Source organism: Niveibacterium sp. (assembly GCF_041909475.1).
Classification (GTDB): domain Bacteria; phylum Pseudomonadota; class Gammaproteobacteria; order Burkholderiales; family Rhodocyclaceae; genus Niveibacterium.
Genome location: NZ_JAYRDJ010000008.1, coordinates 77,853 through 94,164 on the forward strand (window position 1 = coordinate 77,853; position 16,312 = coordinate 94,164).

The 16,312-nt window shown below is 67.1% G+C and carries 13 protein-coding genes; 3 read left to right on the top strand and 10 right to left on the bottom strand.

The annotated features are described in order from the left end of the window. Window positions 1–85: 85 nt before the first annotated feature. From ACE3P0_RS07905 to thiD, 5 genes are all read right to left on the bottom strand, one after another. Window positions 86–3,397, bottom strand: coding sequence for an SNF2-related protein (locus ACE3P0_RS07905; RefSeq protein ID WP_374401582.1), 3,312 nt, complete (start codon window positions 3,395–3,397; stop codon window positions 86–88). An 831-nt stretch (window positions 3,398–4,228) separates the two neighbouring features. Next, on the bottom strand, window positions 4,229–4,915 hold the full coding sequence (locus tag ACE3P0_RS07910; protein WP_374401584.1) for an ABC transporter ATP-binding protein: 687 nt from the start codon (window positions 4,913–4,915) through the stop codon (window positions 4,229–4,231). 2 nt (window positions 4,916–4,917) lie between these two features. Then, window positions 4,918–6,141, bottom strand: coding sequence for an ABC transporter permease (locus ACE3P0_RS07915; RefSeq protein ID WP_374401586.1), 1,224 nt, complete (start codon window positions 6,139–6,141; stop codon window positions 4,918–4,920). Between the two features lie 7 nt (window positions 6,142–6,148). Then, window positions 6,149–7,408, bottom strand: coding sequence for an efflux RND transporter periplasmic adaptor subunit (locus ACE3P0_RS07920; protein ID WP_374401588.1), 1,260 nt, complete (start codon window positions 7,406–7,408; stop codon window positions 6,149–6,151). A gap of 78 nt (window positions 7,409–7,486) precedes the next feature. Beyond that, window positions 7,487–8,323 (bottom strand): bifunctional hydroxymethylpyrimidine kinase/phosphomethylpyrimidine kinase, encoded by an 837-nt coding sequence (gene thiD, locus ACE3P0_RS07925; protein ID WP_374401590.1) that lies wholly within the window; start codon window positions 8,321–8,323, stop codon window positions 7,487–7,489. 168 nt (window positions 8,324–8,491) lie between these two features. On the opposite strand from thiD, the gene ACE3P0_RS07930 reads away from it, so the two are divergent. The 3 genes from ACE3P0_RS07930 (at window position 8,492) to ACE3P0_RS07940 (ending at window position 12,171) form a co-directional block, all read left to right on the top strand. Continuing rightward, a complete protein-coding gene (locus ACE3P0_RS07930) occupies window positions 8,492–10,132 on the top strand; it encodes a methyl-accepting chemotaxis protein (protein ID WP_374401592.1) in 1,641 nt (546 codons plus the stop codon). 179 nt (window positions 10,133–10,311) lie between these two features. Beyond that, entirely contained in the window at window positions 10,312–11,367 is a 1,056-nt protein-coding gene (locus tag ACE3P0_RS07935) for an acyltransferase family protein (protein ID WP_374401594.1), read from the top strand. A gap of 75 nt (window positions 11,368–11,442) precedes the next feature. After that, entirely contained in the window at window positions 11,443–12,171 is a 729-nt protein-coding gene (locus ACE3P0_RS07940) for a hypothetical protein (protein ID WP_374401596.1), read from the top strand. On the opposite strand, the gene ACE3P0_RS07945 is transcribed toward ACE3P0_RS07940, so the two are convergent. The 5 genes from ACE3P0_RS07945 to ACE3P0_RS07965 form a co-directional block, all read right to left on the bottom strand. After that, window positions 12,168–12,767 carry an NUDIX domain-containing protein gene (locus tag ACE3P0_RS07945; protein WP_374401598.1) on the bottom strand — a complete coding sequence of 200 codons (600 nt, stop codon included), beginning with the start codon at window positions 12,765–12,767 and terminating at the stop codon, window positions 12,168–12,170. The two genes, ACE3P0_RS07940 and ACE3P0_RS07945, sit on opposite strands and share 4 nt — an antisense overlap. Before the next feature lie 101 nt (window positions 12,768–12,868). Next, window positions 12,869–13,354: a hypothetical protein gene (locus ACE3P0_RS07950; RefSeq protein WP_374401600.1), complete on the bottom strand. Its 486-nt coding sequence runs from the start codon at window positions 13,352–13,354 to the stop codon at window positions 12,869–12,871. 86 nt (window positions 13,355–13,440) lie between these two features. Further along, entirely contained in the window at window positions 13,441–15,432 is a 1,992-nt protein-coding gene (locus ACE3P0_RS07955; RefSeq protein WP_374401601.1) for a U32 family peptidase, read from the bottom strand. A gap of 159 nt (window positions 15,433–15,591) precedes the next feature. Beyond that, window positions 15,592–15,831, bottom strand: coding sequence for a hypothetical protein (locus ACE3P0_RS07960; RefSeq protein WP_374401603.1), 240 nt, complete (start codon window positions 15,829–15,831; stop codon window positions 15,592–15,594). Window positions 15,832–16,018: 187 nt separating this feature from the next. Then, the gene (locus tag ACE3P0_RS07965; RefSeq protein ID WP_374401605.1) at window positions 16,019–16,258 is read right to left on the bottom strand and encodes a DUF2798 domain-containing protein; all 240 of its coding nucleotides are present in this window, start codon (window positions 16,256–16,258) and stop codon (window positions 16,019–16,021) included. Window positions 16,259–16,312 lie beyond the last annotated feature (54 nt).

Consider the following 16,312-nt stretch of genomic DNA (forward strand, 5'->3'; position numbering starts at 1 on the left):
CTGATTGCAGCCTAGGCCCGCAGGGGGTGATCGCAAGCAGGCGCGCCGGTGTCGTTGACGCAGGGCCAAGGCGGTGTGGGTCGGGTCAGTCCGGCAGTGGTGCGAACAGCGCCTGTAGCCCGGCTTCGTCGAATTTCGCGTCGCCGGCGTGGTCTTCGGAGAGGATGCCGGCGGCGAGTGCGGCCTTCTGTTCCTGCAGCGCGAGGATCTTCTCTTCGATGCTGCCGGCGACCACGAGTTTGTAGACGAACACGTTCTTCGTCTGGCCGATGCGGTGGGCGCGGTCGGTGGCCTGGTCCTCAGCGGCCGGGTTCCACCACGGGTCGAAGTGGATCACGGTGTCGGCGGCGGTGAGGTTCAAGCCCACGCCACCGGCCTTCAGGCTGATCAGGAAGACCGGCGCATCGCCGTGCTGGAACTGTTCCACCACCGCCTGCCGGTCGCGCGTACTGCCATCGAGCCGCACATGCGCGATCTTCGCCTCGGCGAGCGCCTCACCGATCAGATCCAGCATCGTTGTGAACTGCGAGAACAGCAGCACCCGGCGGCCTTCTTCGACGAGGCCGGGCAGCAGGTCCATCAGCAGGTCGAGCTTGGCGTGCTCCTTCACCTTTGCGGCGGCCGGGGTCTGTAGCAGGCGCGGGTCGCAGCAGACCTGGCGGAGCTTCAACAGCGCATCGAGGATCACGATCTGGCTGCGCGCAAAGCCGCGCGCGGCCACTTCGTCGCGGATGCGTTTGTCCATCGTCGCGCGCACGGTTTCGTAGAGGTCGCGCTGGCGGCCTTCGAGTTCAACGCTGCGCACGATGATGGTCTTGGGCGGTAGTTCGGCGGCAACCTCCTGCTTGCGGCGGCGCAGGATGAAAGGCGACAGCCGCCGCGCCAGCAACTCGCGCCGCAGCAGGTTGCCGTGCTTTTCGATCGGTGTGCGCCAGGCTTGCGTGAAGGCCTTGCTGTCGCCAAGGAAGCCGGGCATCAGGAAGTCGAACTGCGACCACAGCTCGCCGAGGTGGTTTTCCAGCGGCGTGCCGGTGAGGCAGAGCCGATGCCGCGCTTCGACTTCGCGCACCACCTGCGCGGCGAGGCTGCGCACGTTCTTCACCGTCTGCGCTTCGTCGAGGATCAGGTAGTGCCAGCTGCGCGCGGTGAGCGCTTCGCGGTCGCGCGCGAGCAGGGGGTAGGTGGTCAGCACCACATCGTGCGCGGCTATTGCGTCGAAGCGCTCGCGGCGATCCGCCCCGTGGAGTTTCAGCACGCGCAGATCCGGTGCGAAGCGGGCCGCTTCTTGTTGCCAGTTGAACACCAGCGAGGTCGGCAGCACGATCAGCGTGGGTTTATCCATGCGGCCTGCACGCTTTTCGGTCAGCAGATGCGCGAGCGTTTGCGCCGTCTTGCCGAGGCCCATGTCGTCGGCGAGGATGCCGCCCAGTTCGTGTGCGCGCAGGTGTTGCATCCACGCGAGGCCTTCCTGCTGGTAGGCGCGCAACGTGCCGGTGAAGCCTTCGGGTGTCGCCACCGGGGCGACGTTTGCCGCGTCGGCAAGGCGTGCGATCCAGGGCGCGAGGCGATCTGCGCCTTCGAGCGTCCAGTCACTGTCGGTGAAGGCCTGCTTCAGACGCGGGGCATCCAGCGCGCTGAGCTTGAGTGTGGCGCTGGGCGTGTCGAACAGATCGACCAGGGTCGATGCGAGCGGCTTGACGCGTGCCGCCGGCAGTTGAATGCGGGCGCCGTCAGGGCCGATCAGTTCGATCGCTTCGTCGTCGGCGATCGCGTCGATCGCGGCGCGGTCCAGCCAGCGTGCGTCGCGCTGGAACAGCGCATGCAGCAAGGGCGCCAGATCGAGCGTCTGGCCCGCGACCTCGATGCCGAGCGACAGCGCGAGCCAGCCGTTGGTGTCCTCTTCCAGTTCGGCGTGCCAGTCATCGACGGTCAGCACATGGTGGCGGAAGTCCGCCGCGCATTCGATCTGCCAGCCGGCGGCACGCAGGCTCGGTGCCTGCGCGTTGAAGAAGTCGCGCCAGGCGGCTTCGCCTGCAAGGCCCAGCATGCCGTCGGGCAGGCGCTCGAAAGTGTTCAGCACGCGCACCGGCACCGGTGCGAAACCGGCGCGGCGCAGGGCGGCCAGCGCATCGGTTTCGGCGGCGCTGTCGCGCACGATGCGGGCTGCGCGGCCGTCGGGCAGCGTGGTCAGCGTTTCGCTGCTGCCGGCGGGCAGCTCCGCATCGCCGTAGCGGAAAACGGCTTGCGCATAGTCGTAGGTGGCGTGCAGCGTGTCGCGGTAATCCCGATGCGCCTGCAACTGCCACACATGCAGGCTTTGCAGCCGCAGCACCGGGTGGGCCGGGGCTTCTAGCCTGGGCAGCGCGGCTGGCGTGGGGGCCGGCAACTTCGGTGCGACTTCAGCCAGCACGCTGGCGACGAGGCTCAGTTCGGCGCTGTTGAGCGGTGGTAGTGCAAGCGCTTCGGCCACCACCTCTGCCTCGGGCACTTCCAGTACGCCGCAGCGGCCTTCCGCGTCGATGTAGCGGAAGGGCTGCGTGTGCAGCACCGCCAGCACCGGCGGCGTGGTGTCGAGCCGCGCGCGCAGGCCGCCTTCGCGGGTGGGTTGCCAGCTCATGCGGCCGGTGCGTTTGGGGCCTTTGCTGAGCGGCAGTTCGGCTGGCAGCGAGGTGTCGTGGTCGGTGTCGAGGAAGGCGCGGCCGCTATCGAGCAGCGCATCGAGCAAGGCGCTGCCATAGCGGCCGTTGATCGGCACTTCGCCCCAGTCTGCCGCACGTGCGTTGCTGCGTTCGATCGCGCGGATATGGCGCAGCACGGCGAGGTCTTCCTCGCCGACGAAGGCAGGGGGTTTGAGCAGCGCCTGATCGATGTTGTACCAGGGCTCGCACTGCGCGATTTCGCCATCGGCGAGCCGCCGCACCTTGTCGATGCGCAGGGTGGCCCCAGCGCCGTGCGGCCCCGGCGTCACGGTGTAGTGCAGCATCTGGCGGTTGGCGGCAGCCTTGGGTTTGGTGCCGAGGCGTTGCTTGCTGACCCGGCTACGTAGTTGCTGTGCCCAGGCCAGCACCTCGGCGCGGGGCTTCTCGACCAATGCGCCGGGGCGCTGCGCGGCGAGCAGCAATGCCACGACGTGCTTGCAGCGGGTGCCGACCGGGCAGGAGCAGCGGCTGTGCAGATCGAGCGAAATCTCGCCGAGCAGTTCGCGCTGGCTGATGCGTGCCGTGGTGCGGTAGGGCCGCGGCGCGCTGCCGGTGACCAGCGCACTCAGCGAGTCGCCGGACACCTCCAGCTCGCGCACGCGGCCGATGTACTGGCGGCCTTTCGCAATCGCGGCGCTGGTGAAGAGTTCCTGCAGCACATCGTCGGTAAAGCGGCTGAGCAGATCGGCGAGCGGCATTGTCGAGGCAAAAAACGGGGTGCAACAGCATACCGGTTAGCGCGTCGCTCACGAAGGCGTGGCTGATAGCGAGCAAATCCGTGCCTCGATGTAGCGCGGACATTCAAGGCCGACAAACAGGGCGCTGCCCTGATCTTTCGCGGCCTTATTTCGTTCGACTTTTGCGCGCTTCGTCGGCGATGAACCATGCGAGGGTCGAGGTCGCAAGCGAAATTGCGATGAACGAAATCACAAGAAGCGTTGTCTGGTCAGACGCTCGTAGCAGGAGCTCACGTCTCGCCACATCCTCCGCACTTAGCGCAATGCTTGGCGGGCTGGACCAAGAGAGCTGTGCGGCTTCGCTCTCACTGTTGTGCCGAAGGCAGATATGTACTGGTACATATTCAACAGAACGTCCGGTTTCGCTCTTGTCTCGGAGCCATTTGCAGAAATCCGTGACTGCGGTGCAATTCAAGCTCTGGCGCGATATTCCTGTACTGGTTTTCAGCTCAAGCGTGCCACCGCCGAAGTTCTTTTTATCTGTATCAGGCGGGCATCGCCTCGAAACTCCCTGCAGGCCGAGGGTGTCTCCCACAAAGAAGCGGACAGAAGTGCTGCAGCCATCGCGCCACCAAATGCAACCGATCCTATCGCGAACGGGTTCGCGGCCCACCGGAAGATCCCCCGACACGTCGTTCCGGGCGAACTGCTAAGTCGTCGCAGCGCAGTTGCGATCGCTAACGGTAGAAGCGCTGCGAGTGACATGCCGACGAGACTGGGCCAGATTGGATTCAAGGTCGATGTCCAAGTGACGTTGCTGCGCTTCTCTTCACGCTGATCGTTAGGCGCTGCTCAGTCCGCGCGCAGACGGCCGTCGATCATGGTCACTGCGCGGTCACAACGTTCCGCCAGACGCGGGTCGTGGGTGACGATCAGGCAGGCCGAGCCGCGCTCGTGGTTCACCTCGCGCATCAGCGCGAAGATCTCGTCGGCGGTGTGGGTGTCGAGGTTGCCGGTCGGCTCGTCGGCGAGGATCAGGCGCGGCCCCAGCAGCAGCGCGCGCGCAATCGCCACGCGCTGTTGTTGCCCGCCGGAGAGCTGATTGGGTTTTTTGTGCGAATGCGTTTCGAGCCCGACACGGCGCAGCAGCTCGCGCGCGGCAGCTTCGTGGGCGTCGGTGGCGCGGCCCTCGGCGATGATGCCGGGCATCATGGCGTTCTCCAGCGCGCTGAACGCCGGCAGCAGGTGGTGGAACTGGAACACGAAGCCGATGCTGCGGTTGCGCAGGCGGGTGAGGCCCGCATCGTCCTGCGTCGCCGAGTCGATGCCGTCGATCTCGATGCGGCCGGCGGTGGCGCGTTCGAGCAGTCCGACGATATTGAGCAGCGTGCTCTTGCCTGAACCGGAAGGGCCGATCAGCGCGACGAACTCGCCCGCTGCGATGTCGAGGTCTATGCCATGCAGGATTTCGGTCTCGACCTCGGTGCCGATGTTGTAGGACTTGCGGATGCCGGCGAGGCGGATCACGGGTTGCGCCATCGTCAGCTCCGGATCGCGTCGACCGGGTCGAGCGAGGCGGCGCGCCGCGCCGGGATCATCGCCGCGAGTGTGCCGACCACGGTGGCGATGAGGCAGGCGCCGATGACGATATCTGCCGGCAGCTCGGGCGAGAAGATCGGCGTGCCATCGCCGTTGCGGAACACCGACGCAAAGATCTGCAGCAGCCCCCAGCCGAGCGATGCGCCGAGCGCAGAACCCACGCTGCCGACCAGCGCGCCCTGGATCAGGAACACCGCCAGCAGTTGCCGGCGGCCCGCGCCCATCGCGCGCAGGATGCCGATCTCACGCTGCTTCTGCACCACCGACACGACCAGCACGCTGGCAATGCCGAGCGCGACGATCAGCGTCACGAAGCTGCGGATCAGGTTCAGCGAGGTGCTCTGGTTCTTCAGGCCGGCGAGCAACTGTGCGTTGGTCGTCATCCAGCTCTCGACCTTGAGGCCGGTGGCGTCGGCGAGCGGGCGCGCGATCGACTCAGCCTCGAAGATATCCGTCACCCGTAGGTCGACCTGCGACACGCCGCCGGCGAGATCGAGCAGTGACTGCCCCAGCCGCAGCGATACGAAGACCCAGCGGCGGTTCAGGTCGCGGTTGCCGATATCGAAGAGCCCGCTGATCGTCAGCACTTCCTCGCGGCCGCCCGCAGTCTGCACCCGGATGCGGTCGCCGAGCGAGACCCCCAGATCCTTCGCCAGTTCGATGCCGATCACGGTGTTGGTGCCGGATGGCGCGAAGCGACCCGCGCTGAGGTACTTGTCCATCAGCACGATGCGGCGGTAGGCGTTGGGCTCGACGCCCATCAGCGCGACCGACTTGCTCGCTTCGCCACGTAGTGCGAACGCGGGGCCGGTGACCAGCGGCGACACCGCCACCACATCCGGCGTGGCGGCGGCGAGTCGCGCGACCGATTCCCACTGGTCCACCGGCCGCAGGCGCTGCGCGCGGGGCTGGTCGGTGGCGAGCGTGCCGGGTGTGTCGGGCAGTGCGCGGCGGTTGGCTTCGTCCGGTGGGCGGATCACCACATGCGGCTGGCTGCCGAGCACGCGTTCGATGATCGAGCTTTGCAGTTCGCCGATCAGGTGTGTGAGGAAGATCGTCACCGCGACGCCCGCGGTCACACCACCCAGAATCAGTAGCGACTGGGTACGCCCCTCGCGCAGAAAGCGCAGCGCGACGAGCAGTTCAAACGGCAGGCGGATGCGCATCGGCGGCTCAGCGCGTCAAACCCGGTGCGCCCTGCAGGCCGGCCTTGCGCTGCGGCTTGCCGCGCACGCGTTCGCGGGGCTGGGTGGGTTCCGACGCGGCGACGACGAGTTCGCCCGCGTCGAGGCCCTTCGCGATTTCGGCGGCACCCATGCCTCGCACGCCCAGCGTGACGGCGACCCGCTCGGCACGACCTTCGCGCACGCGCAGCACCCAAGGCGATTCGCTTTCGGCTGCATGAATTGCGTCGAGCGGCAGCACCACGGCGCTGTCCTTGCGTGCCACCACGATCTCGACCGAGACGGTCATATCCGGCCGCAGGAAGGCCGGCGGTTGCGGCACCGAGAACTTCACTTCGACCGTGCCGCGCAGCGCATCGATGCCCGGTGCAACATAGTCGATCACCACGTCGAAGGGCTGGCCGGGGTAGGCGTCGGCCACCGCCTTGCCGGCTACGCCGGGTTTGAGGCGCGCGAGGTGTTTCTCATCCATCTGCGTGACGATGCGTTGAGTGCCGCCGGCGGCGAAGCGCATCAGTACCCGGCCAGCCTGCGTGATGTCGCCCACGTTTACTTCGCGCGACAGCACCGTGCCGTCGGCTGGCGCGCGCAGTTCATGGTTGGCCATGCGAGCGCGGGCGGCTCGCAGGTTGGCCTCGGCCTGCGCCAGCCGGCTCGCCGCTGCGGCCATCTCGCTGCCGGCGGGCTGGTTCGCTGCGGCCTGGCTGCGTGCGGCCGACAGCGCGGCTTCGGCGTTCTGCAGGGTGCGGCGGGCGTCGTCACGGCGGCTCGGTGACACAAAGCCTTGCGCGATTAGGGCCTCGACCCGCTGGTATTCGAGCTGGGCGACGCGCAGGTTTTCTTCCGCTTGCCGCTGCTGCTGGCTGCTTACCGGGCCGGCCACCTGTTCCACCTGCCGAAGCCGCGCACGCGCTTCGACCACCGCCGCGTCGGCGGCGGCCAGGCTGGCGCGGGCTTCGTCGGCACGCAGCGCGATCAGCAGTTCGCCTTGCTTGACGATGCTGCCTTCCTTCGCGGCCAGCGTATCGACGATGCCGGCGACCGGCAGGCCCAGTTGCACCTGGGCGGGCGTTTCGACGCGGCCGGTGGCGATCAGGGTTTGTGCGATCGCCTGGCGGCTCGCGCTGCGCAGTTCGACTTCCTTGCCGCGGCTGAGCATCCAGCTGATCAGCAGGATCAGCGCGAAGACAACGGTAATCGGCAGGCGCCACGGGCGCAGGCGGGTGCTCAGGTGCTTGAGTGTCGGCATCGTTGTTCTTGTCTGTTCGGGCGGCGTAGCCCAGACCGCCATTCTCGCTGCGGGTTCCCGGCAAGGCCCTGCGGTGGATCAGCGCTTCCAGAGCGCGTGGAAGTGATGCACCGGCCCGTGGCCTTTGCCGACCTCCAGCTCGCCCGACGCAGCGATCGCGCGCAGCAGCCATTCGCGGGCGTGGCGCACTGCGGCTTCGACCGGCAGCATCTGGTCTTGCGCCTGCGGCAGCAGCGCCGCAATGGCGGAGGACAGCGTGCAGCCCGTGCCGTGGGTGTTCTTCGTCTCGATGCGTCGCCCCGGCAGCTCGACCATGCGGTCGCCGTCAAACAGCAGATCCATCAACTCGCCACCGGGCAGATGGCCGCCCTTGAGCAGCACCCAGCGTTCTGAAGACAGCGGCAGCAGCTCGCGCAGACGTTCCGCCGCGCGATACATTTCCTTGACCGATTCGGGCGCGCGCTGATCCAGCAGCACGCCGGCTTCGGGCAGGTTCGGCGTGATCATGAAGCTCTGCGGCAGCAGCGCCTCCTTGACCATCGCGACGGCGTTCTTCGCCAGCAGGTGGTCGCCGCTCTTGGCGACCATCACCGGATCGCACACGACGAACTTTGCCGCGTAGTGCGCGAGGCGGTCGGCCACGGCGGCAACGATGTCGGCGGTACCGAGCATGCCCAGCTTCACGGCATCGATGCGTACGTCGGCGAACAAGGTGTCGATCTGCAGGCGCAGAAAGTCGATTGGCGGGGTGTGCACCCCGGTCACGGCCTGCGTGTTCTGCGCGGTGAGGGCGGCCACCACGCCACAGCCGTAGGCGCCGAGTGCGGAAAAGGCTTTCAGGTCGGCATAGATGCCGGCGCCGCCGGAAGGGTCGATGCCAGCGATGCTCAGCGCGTTGGGGATACGGGAAGACAAGACGGGGCTCCTGCATGTTACCGGCCGCCTTGGATGCGGCAGGCGGCGAGCTTATCGCATCTCGCGAGCCGGGTTGACCTGTAGGGATGCCATTGGCTGCCGTAATCTGGTATTCAGTGCAGTGCCTCAAAGCCCGTATCGGCCAATCCTGCAAGCGAAAGCCCCCTGATGAAGAAGATTCGCCCTCTCGTGTTTGCGTTCGTCGGTATCACGATCGCGCTGGTCGTGGTGCTGGCCGCGGTTGTCGTGCTGCAGCTCAGCGCCCTGCGCGCGCAGAGCGAATACGAGCACAGCGTGACCGACGTGATGGTTGATCAGCTGGCAGCGGCCAAGCTGCAGATCGTTCAGGTACAGCAGTTCCTGACCGACGCGTCGGCAACCGGTGAGCAGGACGGTGTGGCGGACGCCGAAAAGGCCTACGCCGCGGCACGCGCCTCGCTTGCGAAGCTGAGCGGGCTTGCGCCTGCGTTCGCCGCTGAGGTTGAAGCGCTGTCGCGTGAGGTCGAGCAACTGCGTGAGGTCGGGATGCGCATGGTCGAGGCCTACAAGACAGGCCGCGAAGCCGGTAACCAGGTGATGAAGGGCGCGGACGGTTTCGACAAGCGTGCTGAACTCGCTCAGGCGGCGATCGACCGCCTCGGAGCCCGGATCAATGCGCTGCAGGACGATACGCGCGGGCGGGTGCAGGCTTCGATCGAGCGCACGCTGTGGGGCGCCGTCGGACTGGCCTTGCTGATCTGCCTTGTGGTTAGCGGTGTGGCCTGGAAACTGGTGGATCTGATCTATCGCCTGATCGGCGCAGAGCCGCTGCACGGCGCGAAGCTCGCGGCCTATCTCGCTCAGGGCGATCTGACGCACACGATTGCCGTACGCCCCGGCGATACCGACAGCCTGATCGCGCAACTGGCCACGATGCGCGCACGCTGGACCGATGTGGCAAGCGGCTTGCGCGGCCAGGCGGCGCAGATGAGCGCGGGTGCCGGCGAGTTGCAGCACAAGGCCCATGCGCTGGCCAGCAACGGCGCGCGGCAGAGCGAGGCGGCCGCCGCGATTGCGGCGAACGTGGAACAGCTGTCGACCAGCGCCGAGCAGATCGCGGCCGACGCCGGTGAGGCGAACACCCATGTGCGCAGCATGGGGCAGTCGGCGGTGGAATCGAGCCAGATCATTTCCTTCGTGCGGCAAGAGGTCGAAGAGGTGGCGCGCACTGTTCAGGAGGCGGCCAGCCAGGTCAGCCGGCTCGATGCCCGGGCGCAGGACATCGCCGGCATCGTCACCACGATTCGCGCGATCGCCGACCAGACCAACCTGCTCGCGCTGAATGCCGCCATCGAGGCCGCGCGCGCCGGCGAAACGGGCCGCGGCTTTGCCGTGGTGGCCGACGAAGTGCGCAAGCTCGCCGAACGCACCAGCGGCGCCACCGTTTCGATCGCGCAGATGATCGCCGACGTACATGCGGTGACCGGCGAAGTCGTCAGCACCATCTCGCGCGGCGTCGAACGCGTCGAGACCAGCGCGGCCATGGCTGAGGACGCGCGCCTTGCGATGGATGCGCTGAAGCAGGAGTCGCTCGGCGCCTGCGATCAAGTGAGCCGCATCCATACCGCGTTGTCCGAACAGCGTGCCAACACCCACGACATCGCCACCAAGGTCGAACAGATCGCGCAGATGGCGGCGGAAAACGCCGATGCCTCGGAAGGCGTGTCCGTCACCAGCGACCGCATCGATCACATCGCGCAAGCGCTGGCGCAGGACGTTGGCTACTTCAAGCTGAGCACGCCGGAGCAAACCGAAGTCGAACTGTTCTAAGGTCAGGAGGCGCCCCTTGCAGGTGCGCAGTCCGGCCCTGCGTTGCGTTAGCGTGTCGTAGCCTGGGCTGGGGGCTGAGCGTCGCCGGGTCACGACGTCTCGCACGCTGTCGAGGCAGGGGTTACAATCGCCGCCTTTCGTTTCACCATCCGGCGGAATCGCGGCCGGATGCTGGTTTGATGACCCGTCCCGCTTCACGCCTGCCTTGTGTCGATCTCATCAAGGCGGTCGCATCCCAACTTATCGTTCTGCACCACCTCGCGTTCTACGGCCCGATGTCCGACGTGGCGGCGGTGCTGGCGCCTGCGCTTTTTGAATGGCTGGCGCGCGACGCGCGGCTGGCGGTGCAGGCTTTCCTTGTCGTCGGAGGCTTTCTCGCCGCGCGCAGCCTTGCGCCGCAGGGGCGCCTGGCCGTGGATACGTCGCTGCCCGCACTGGCATGGCAGCGCTATGTGCGCCTCGCGTTGCCGCTGCTGGTAGTGCTGTCGATCGCGATGCTGACGGCGGCCTTCGCGCGCACCCAGTTCGAGCATGAGCTGCTGCCCGCGGCGCCGACGCCGGCGCAAGTGCTGGCGCATGTGTTCCTGTTGCAGGACCTGGTCGGCCATGCGGCGCTGTCCGCCGGTGTCTGGTACGTCGCTATCGATTTCCAGCTCTTCCTGCTGTTTGCAGCGCTGATGCAGGTGTCGCGCTGGCGGGCGGTGCGCCGCCGTCTGCCGCCGCCGCTGCTGGTCGCCCTGCTGGCGGTGCTGTCGATGTTCGGCTTCAATCGCGATCCGGCCTGGGATGTGGCCGCGCCCTACTTCTTCGGTTCCTACGCGCTGGGCGCCTTCGCCTGGTGGGGGGCTCAACGCGGGCGCGCCAGCTGGCTCGTGCTGATGGTGGCGATGGCAGCGCTGGCCTTGCTGATCGACTTCCGCGATCGCCTTGCGCTGGCCACCGTGCTTGCGGTGGTGTTGTCGCTGACGCAGCGGCATGCGGCGCTCGCGAGCTGGGCTTCGCACCGTGTCATCGCCTACCTGTCGCGAATCTCGTATTCGGTGTTCCTGATCCACTTCCCTGTCTGCATGGTGGTGACGGCGATCGTGTGGCCCAACCTGCCCGCCGATCCGGTGCTGCAAGGCTTGGGCGTGTTGCTGGTGTGGCTCGGTAGCGTGGCGGCCGGCGCCGCGTTCCATCATGGCTTCGAGTCGCGCATCGGTACCTTGGCCTGGCCGCGCTTGCGGCCCGCCTGAGTCGGCTTGCATTTGCTTGCAATTTGCCCGCGGCTGCCGGCGTCGGGCCGTCGCCCGATCCGCGATACTCGGGCGATGTCGTCTTGCAAGGTAGTGCTGCTGGCGCTCGCGATGCTTGGCGCGGTGAGCGTCGCCAGCGGCGCAGAATACGTACGCGAACAAACCCTCACGGTGCGCCCGGATGACCCGCAGCTCAAGCTGCGTGCGCAGTCCGATGCGGCCACGCGCGGTACCGACACGCTCGGCATGAGTGTGGATTTCGGCAAGAGCGCAGCTGGCAGCACTTCATTCACTACCGAGGCGCTCAGTACCGGTGGCGGTGGGCCGCGGCTCGATTCGCTGCGGCTCGATCACGATGTCGACTTCGGCAAGTTCAGGCTTGGCGGCGTGCCACTGCGGGTGGACATGGGCATGCGGCTCGACCGCCAGTTCGACGACGATTCGCGCTGGGGCATGGGCCTGCGGCCGCGCGTGCGTTCGCGCATCGGTCGGCTGAATCTGGGCGCCGATTTCTCGGTCGAGCGCGAACCGATGGCCGATCTACGCAAGACCGAGATGAACTACACCTGGCGTGCCGACTACGAGTACCGCCCGGTGCTGTCGTTCGGCATTGCTGCATCCGGCACCCGGCGGGTGGACGAAGGGCTTCTTGCGGCACCCGAACCGACGCTGACACCGCGCGTGAGTGGCCGTTATCTGCTCGACGATGGCGTGGTGCTGCGCTACGGCGTCGGCATGGCGGTCGACACCGCGCGCAACAGCACCAGCCCCGACCTGAAGGTGGGGCTGGAGTTGAAGTTCTAGGCGCCGATTCCTGCCGCGCTGAACAGGTTCAGCGCGGCGTATTGCAGCAGCATGATGGTCTTGGCGTCGCAGATGCGGCCATCGGCAACCATCGCCATCGCTTCGTCGAAGTCCAGTTCGAACACTTCGATATCCTCGCCCTCCTGCTCCAGCCCGCCGCCATCGCTGACCTTGTCGCCGGGGTCGTATTCGGCGACGAACAGGTGCAGGCGCTCGGTGACGGCGCCCGGGCTCATGAAGGCCTCGCACACCTTGCGCACCTTGCCGACGCGGTAGCCGGCTTCTTCCTCGGCTTCGGTGCGGATGCGGGTTTCCGGATCGGCTTCGTCGAGCAGGCCGGCGGGCACTTCGATCATCAGCTCGTCGTAGTGATTGACGAAGGCCGGGTAGCGGAACTGCCGCGTCATGATCACGCTGCGGCGCGGCAGGCTGTAGAGCAGGATCGCCGCGCCGTTGCCGCGATCGTAGGTTTCGCGATGCTGGGCCTGCCAGCGCCCGTCGCCACGGCGGAACTCGAAATGCGTGGTTTTCAGGATGTACCAGTTGTCGGAGAGCAGGCGCTCTTCGATCACTCGGACACGGTCACGGACGCTCATGGGCCAAACTCCTGCGTTGGGGCCCCACAGGCTATGCGGAGGGCGGCCATCGGGCAAGGCCGCAGGCGAAGCCGGTGTTGAGCGCCCGGCCGGATGCGGCCTCAGGACGACGCGGCGGTGGCGGCGCAGTGGGCGGCCAGCGCGCTGGCGACGATGCGTTCCAGATCCGCCTTGCCGATCTCGTTCTTCCACACGAACGCATGGATCGGAATGTCACTGAATGCAACGCATCCGCCGTATCCTCCGGCCGCCGTGCGGACGACGATTTGGATCTTGTCGTAGCGGGGTGTCGCGCGGATCGTCCGGGCGAGCCGCGTGCCGGCTTCCTCGTCCTCCATCACAACGTCGAGCAGGATCAAGGCAAGGTCCGGCAAGGTCGGCAATACTGCCTGCGCCTCGCGGGCGGTGTAGCAGTCGACGAACTTCAGCGGCCGTCCCTCAAACCGGAAGTGATGCAGCGCCATCTGAGTGACGGCATGCACGTCGGGATCGTCGTCGATGACCAGAACGACCCAGCCGGCCCCATCAGCCTCGGCGGCAGGGGGTTCCGCTTCTTCGTTGTCGTCGATGAATAGCAGGTCGTCCACTGCCGCCGCCGTGCGTCAGTCCTTGGGCAATGTTTCAGTGTAGGCCCGCAGGGCGGGCCACCCCAAGACCCGGTGACGAACGGCCCTCAGGGCAGCGCGGGGGCGTCAGCGCGGCGCTTGTAGAAGGTCAATGGCGCGCTGGCCGGCACCTGCGAGGGCGGCGGGCTTTGCAGGACGTGCTTCTTGGCTTTGCCGATCACATGCATCTCGCAGGGGCGGCAGTCGAACTTGAGCGTGAAGCGCTCGTTGCCATTCACCAGCGTCATCGGCTCGGCACGCACCTGCCCCTGCACGCCCTGAACGCCCTTGGCCTGCTTCGGGCACAGGTTGAAGGAGAAGCGCAGGCAGTGCTTGGTGATCATCAGCGGCACTTCGCCGGCTTCCTCGTGCGCCTCGTAGGCCGCGGCGATCAGCTTCACGCCGTGGCGGGTGTAGAAGTCGCGCGCCGCCAGGTTGTAGACGTTGGCGAGGAAGGACAGCGTCTCGTCCGGGTAGGGCACCGGCGGTTCGACTTCCGGCCGGCGCAGCGGGCGCTGCCAGCCGGCCAGGCGCGTGGCCATCAGGCGCTCGGCGGCGTCGCGGCGCAGCGCGTTGGCGACCGAAGCCGGCACAAACAGCGGCGCCGACCACGACAGCGTCAGTTCCTGCAGCGCGAATTCGGTGGCGCCGAACTTGGCGAGATGCTCGCGCAGCGTCGTCTCGGCGCGTTCGATGTTCTGCGCCGGCTGCTTGTCGAAAGTGGCCTCGGCGGTGGCGGTGAAGCCGTCTTCGTCGGTCAGCGTCAGCGCGAGGCCTGCAGCAGTCTCGGCGCACTGCGCCCACACCGCGATGCGGCGTTCGGCCGATTTCTTCAGCAGCGCCAGTTCCCAAGCGTGGTCGCGGTTGCGGCTCACCGCCACGCCGGGCTTGAGGCCCGGCAACTGCGCCACCGGCTCGTTCGGCAACACGCGCCACAGGGTGCCTTCTTCGCCGGCGCCCAGCTTTTCGACGACGTTGGCCTGCAGGCCGACGACTTCGCGCTTGTGCATGTAGTTGAGCCCGTCGCCGTTGGCGAGCGGCTCAAGCGCGTCGATCTCGAAGCTGTCCTTGCCGACGCGGGTCACGGTGCCGAGCGACAGACCGACGAAGGTCGGCGTGTCGAAGGCGCCGATGTCGGCCTTGCGGCCAGTGGCGAAGTAGTCGGTCGCGCCGCGGTGGAAGGTCTTGTCCGGGTCGGGCGTGAAGAAGAGTTCGGTGCGGCCGCTGGAACTGCGCCCAAGCTCGGGCTGCGCGTCGATCAGCGCATCGATCAGGCGGCGGTAGTGGCCGGTGATGTTCTTGACGTAGCTCGCGTCCTTGTAGCGCCCTTCGATCTTGAAGCTGCGCACGCCGGCAGCGATCAGGTGGGCGAGGTTCGCACTCTGGTTGTTGTCCTTCATCGACAGCAGGTGCTTCTCGAAGGCCACCACGCGGCCTTGCTGATCCTGCAGCGTGTAGGGCAGGCGGCAGGCCTGCGAGCAGTCACCGCGGTTGGCGCTGCGGCCGGTGTGGGCGTGGCTGATGTTGCACTGGCCCGAGAAGGCCACGCACAGCGCGCCGTGGATGAAGTGTTCGATCACCGTATCGGCCGGCACCGCTGCCCGCACCGCGGCGATCTGCTCGATCGTCAGCTCGCGCGCCAGCACGATCTGCGAGAAGCCCGACTCGGCGAGGAACTTCGCCTTTTCTACTGTGCGGATGTCGCACTGCGTCGAGGCGTGCAGCTCGATAGGTGGAATGTCGAGTTCCAGCAGGCCCATGTCCTGCACGATCAGCGCATCGACGCCGGCGTCGTAGAGCTCATGCACCAGCTTGCGCGCGGGTTCCAGCTCGGCGTCGTGCAGGATGGTGTTGAGCGTGACGAAGATGCGCGCGCGGTAGCGGTGCGCGAAGGCCACCAGCCCGGCGATCTCGCTGACGGTATTGCTGGCGTTGTGGCGCGCGCCGAACGAGGGGCCGCCGATGTAGACCGCGTCCGCGCCGTGCAGGATCGCCTCGCGGCCGATCTCGGCGGTTTTCGCGGGGGATAGCAGTTCAAGCGGGTGGGTGGGCTGGCTCATCGGGGCGTCTCGTCGGGGTCTGGCGGATGTGATTGCGGCAGGCGCGCGAAGCTCTCCGGGCCCGCTGCGCGAGGGCGCGGATTGTAGCCCGATCCGACCCGTCGGATCGATAAAAATCGTTTTGCATCCGGCACTTGGCGGCGCCGGACGCTCGCGGGTTCAGCCGACCGAAATGATCCCGTGGCCATCCGCATCCGGCGCTGGCTCGGCTTTCGCCCGGTGGGGTTCGACACCCGGTGCGCGCGGTTTTTCGCCGTAGCGCAGGCCTTCCGGGTGGCTTTCGGTGGCGTAGGCGGCGTCGAAGCCGACATCGCCGAACAGCGTCGGTCGCTCGCTACTGAAGCGGGCATCACCGATCGGGTCTTCATCGTGCGTTGCCTTGGTGGATCGCGTGTCCATGCCGATGTCCCCCTGTCAGTCGCGCCGCCGGTGGGTGGCGCTGCGCGTTGCGGGGGCAGGGTCTCTGCCGCCCGCTTGAGTTGGATGCCTTTCACGAGGCTTCGTTCCGGCGCATGCCGTGCACACCGGTGCGCCATGCTTCTTGATAGGCGCGCGCTGGCAGGAGTGCAACGCTGCGGTGCCGCACTCAACCCTGAGGCGTGATGCGCGCCAGCAGCGCCTGACTTGCGCGCTGCACGGCCGGCCCGCAGCTGACGACGATCAGGAAGGCCGCCGGCCAGGCTGCGACAAAGGCGGCGCGCCAGTGCGCGAAGAAGCCGGGCTGCAGGCCCAGGTTGAGCCAGGTGACCCAGCCGGTCATCAGCGCGGACATCAACAGCGACATCAGCAAGGCGAACAGGATGCGCTGGCGTTGTGGGGTGCTCATGGTCGGACTCCTCATTTGGAAAGACGTGCTTGGAGTCTAGGGTTCATACTTGAA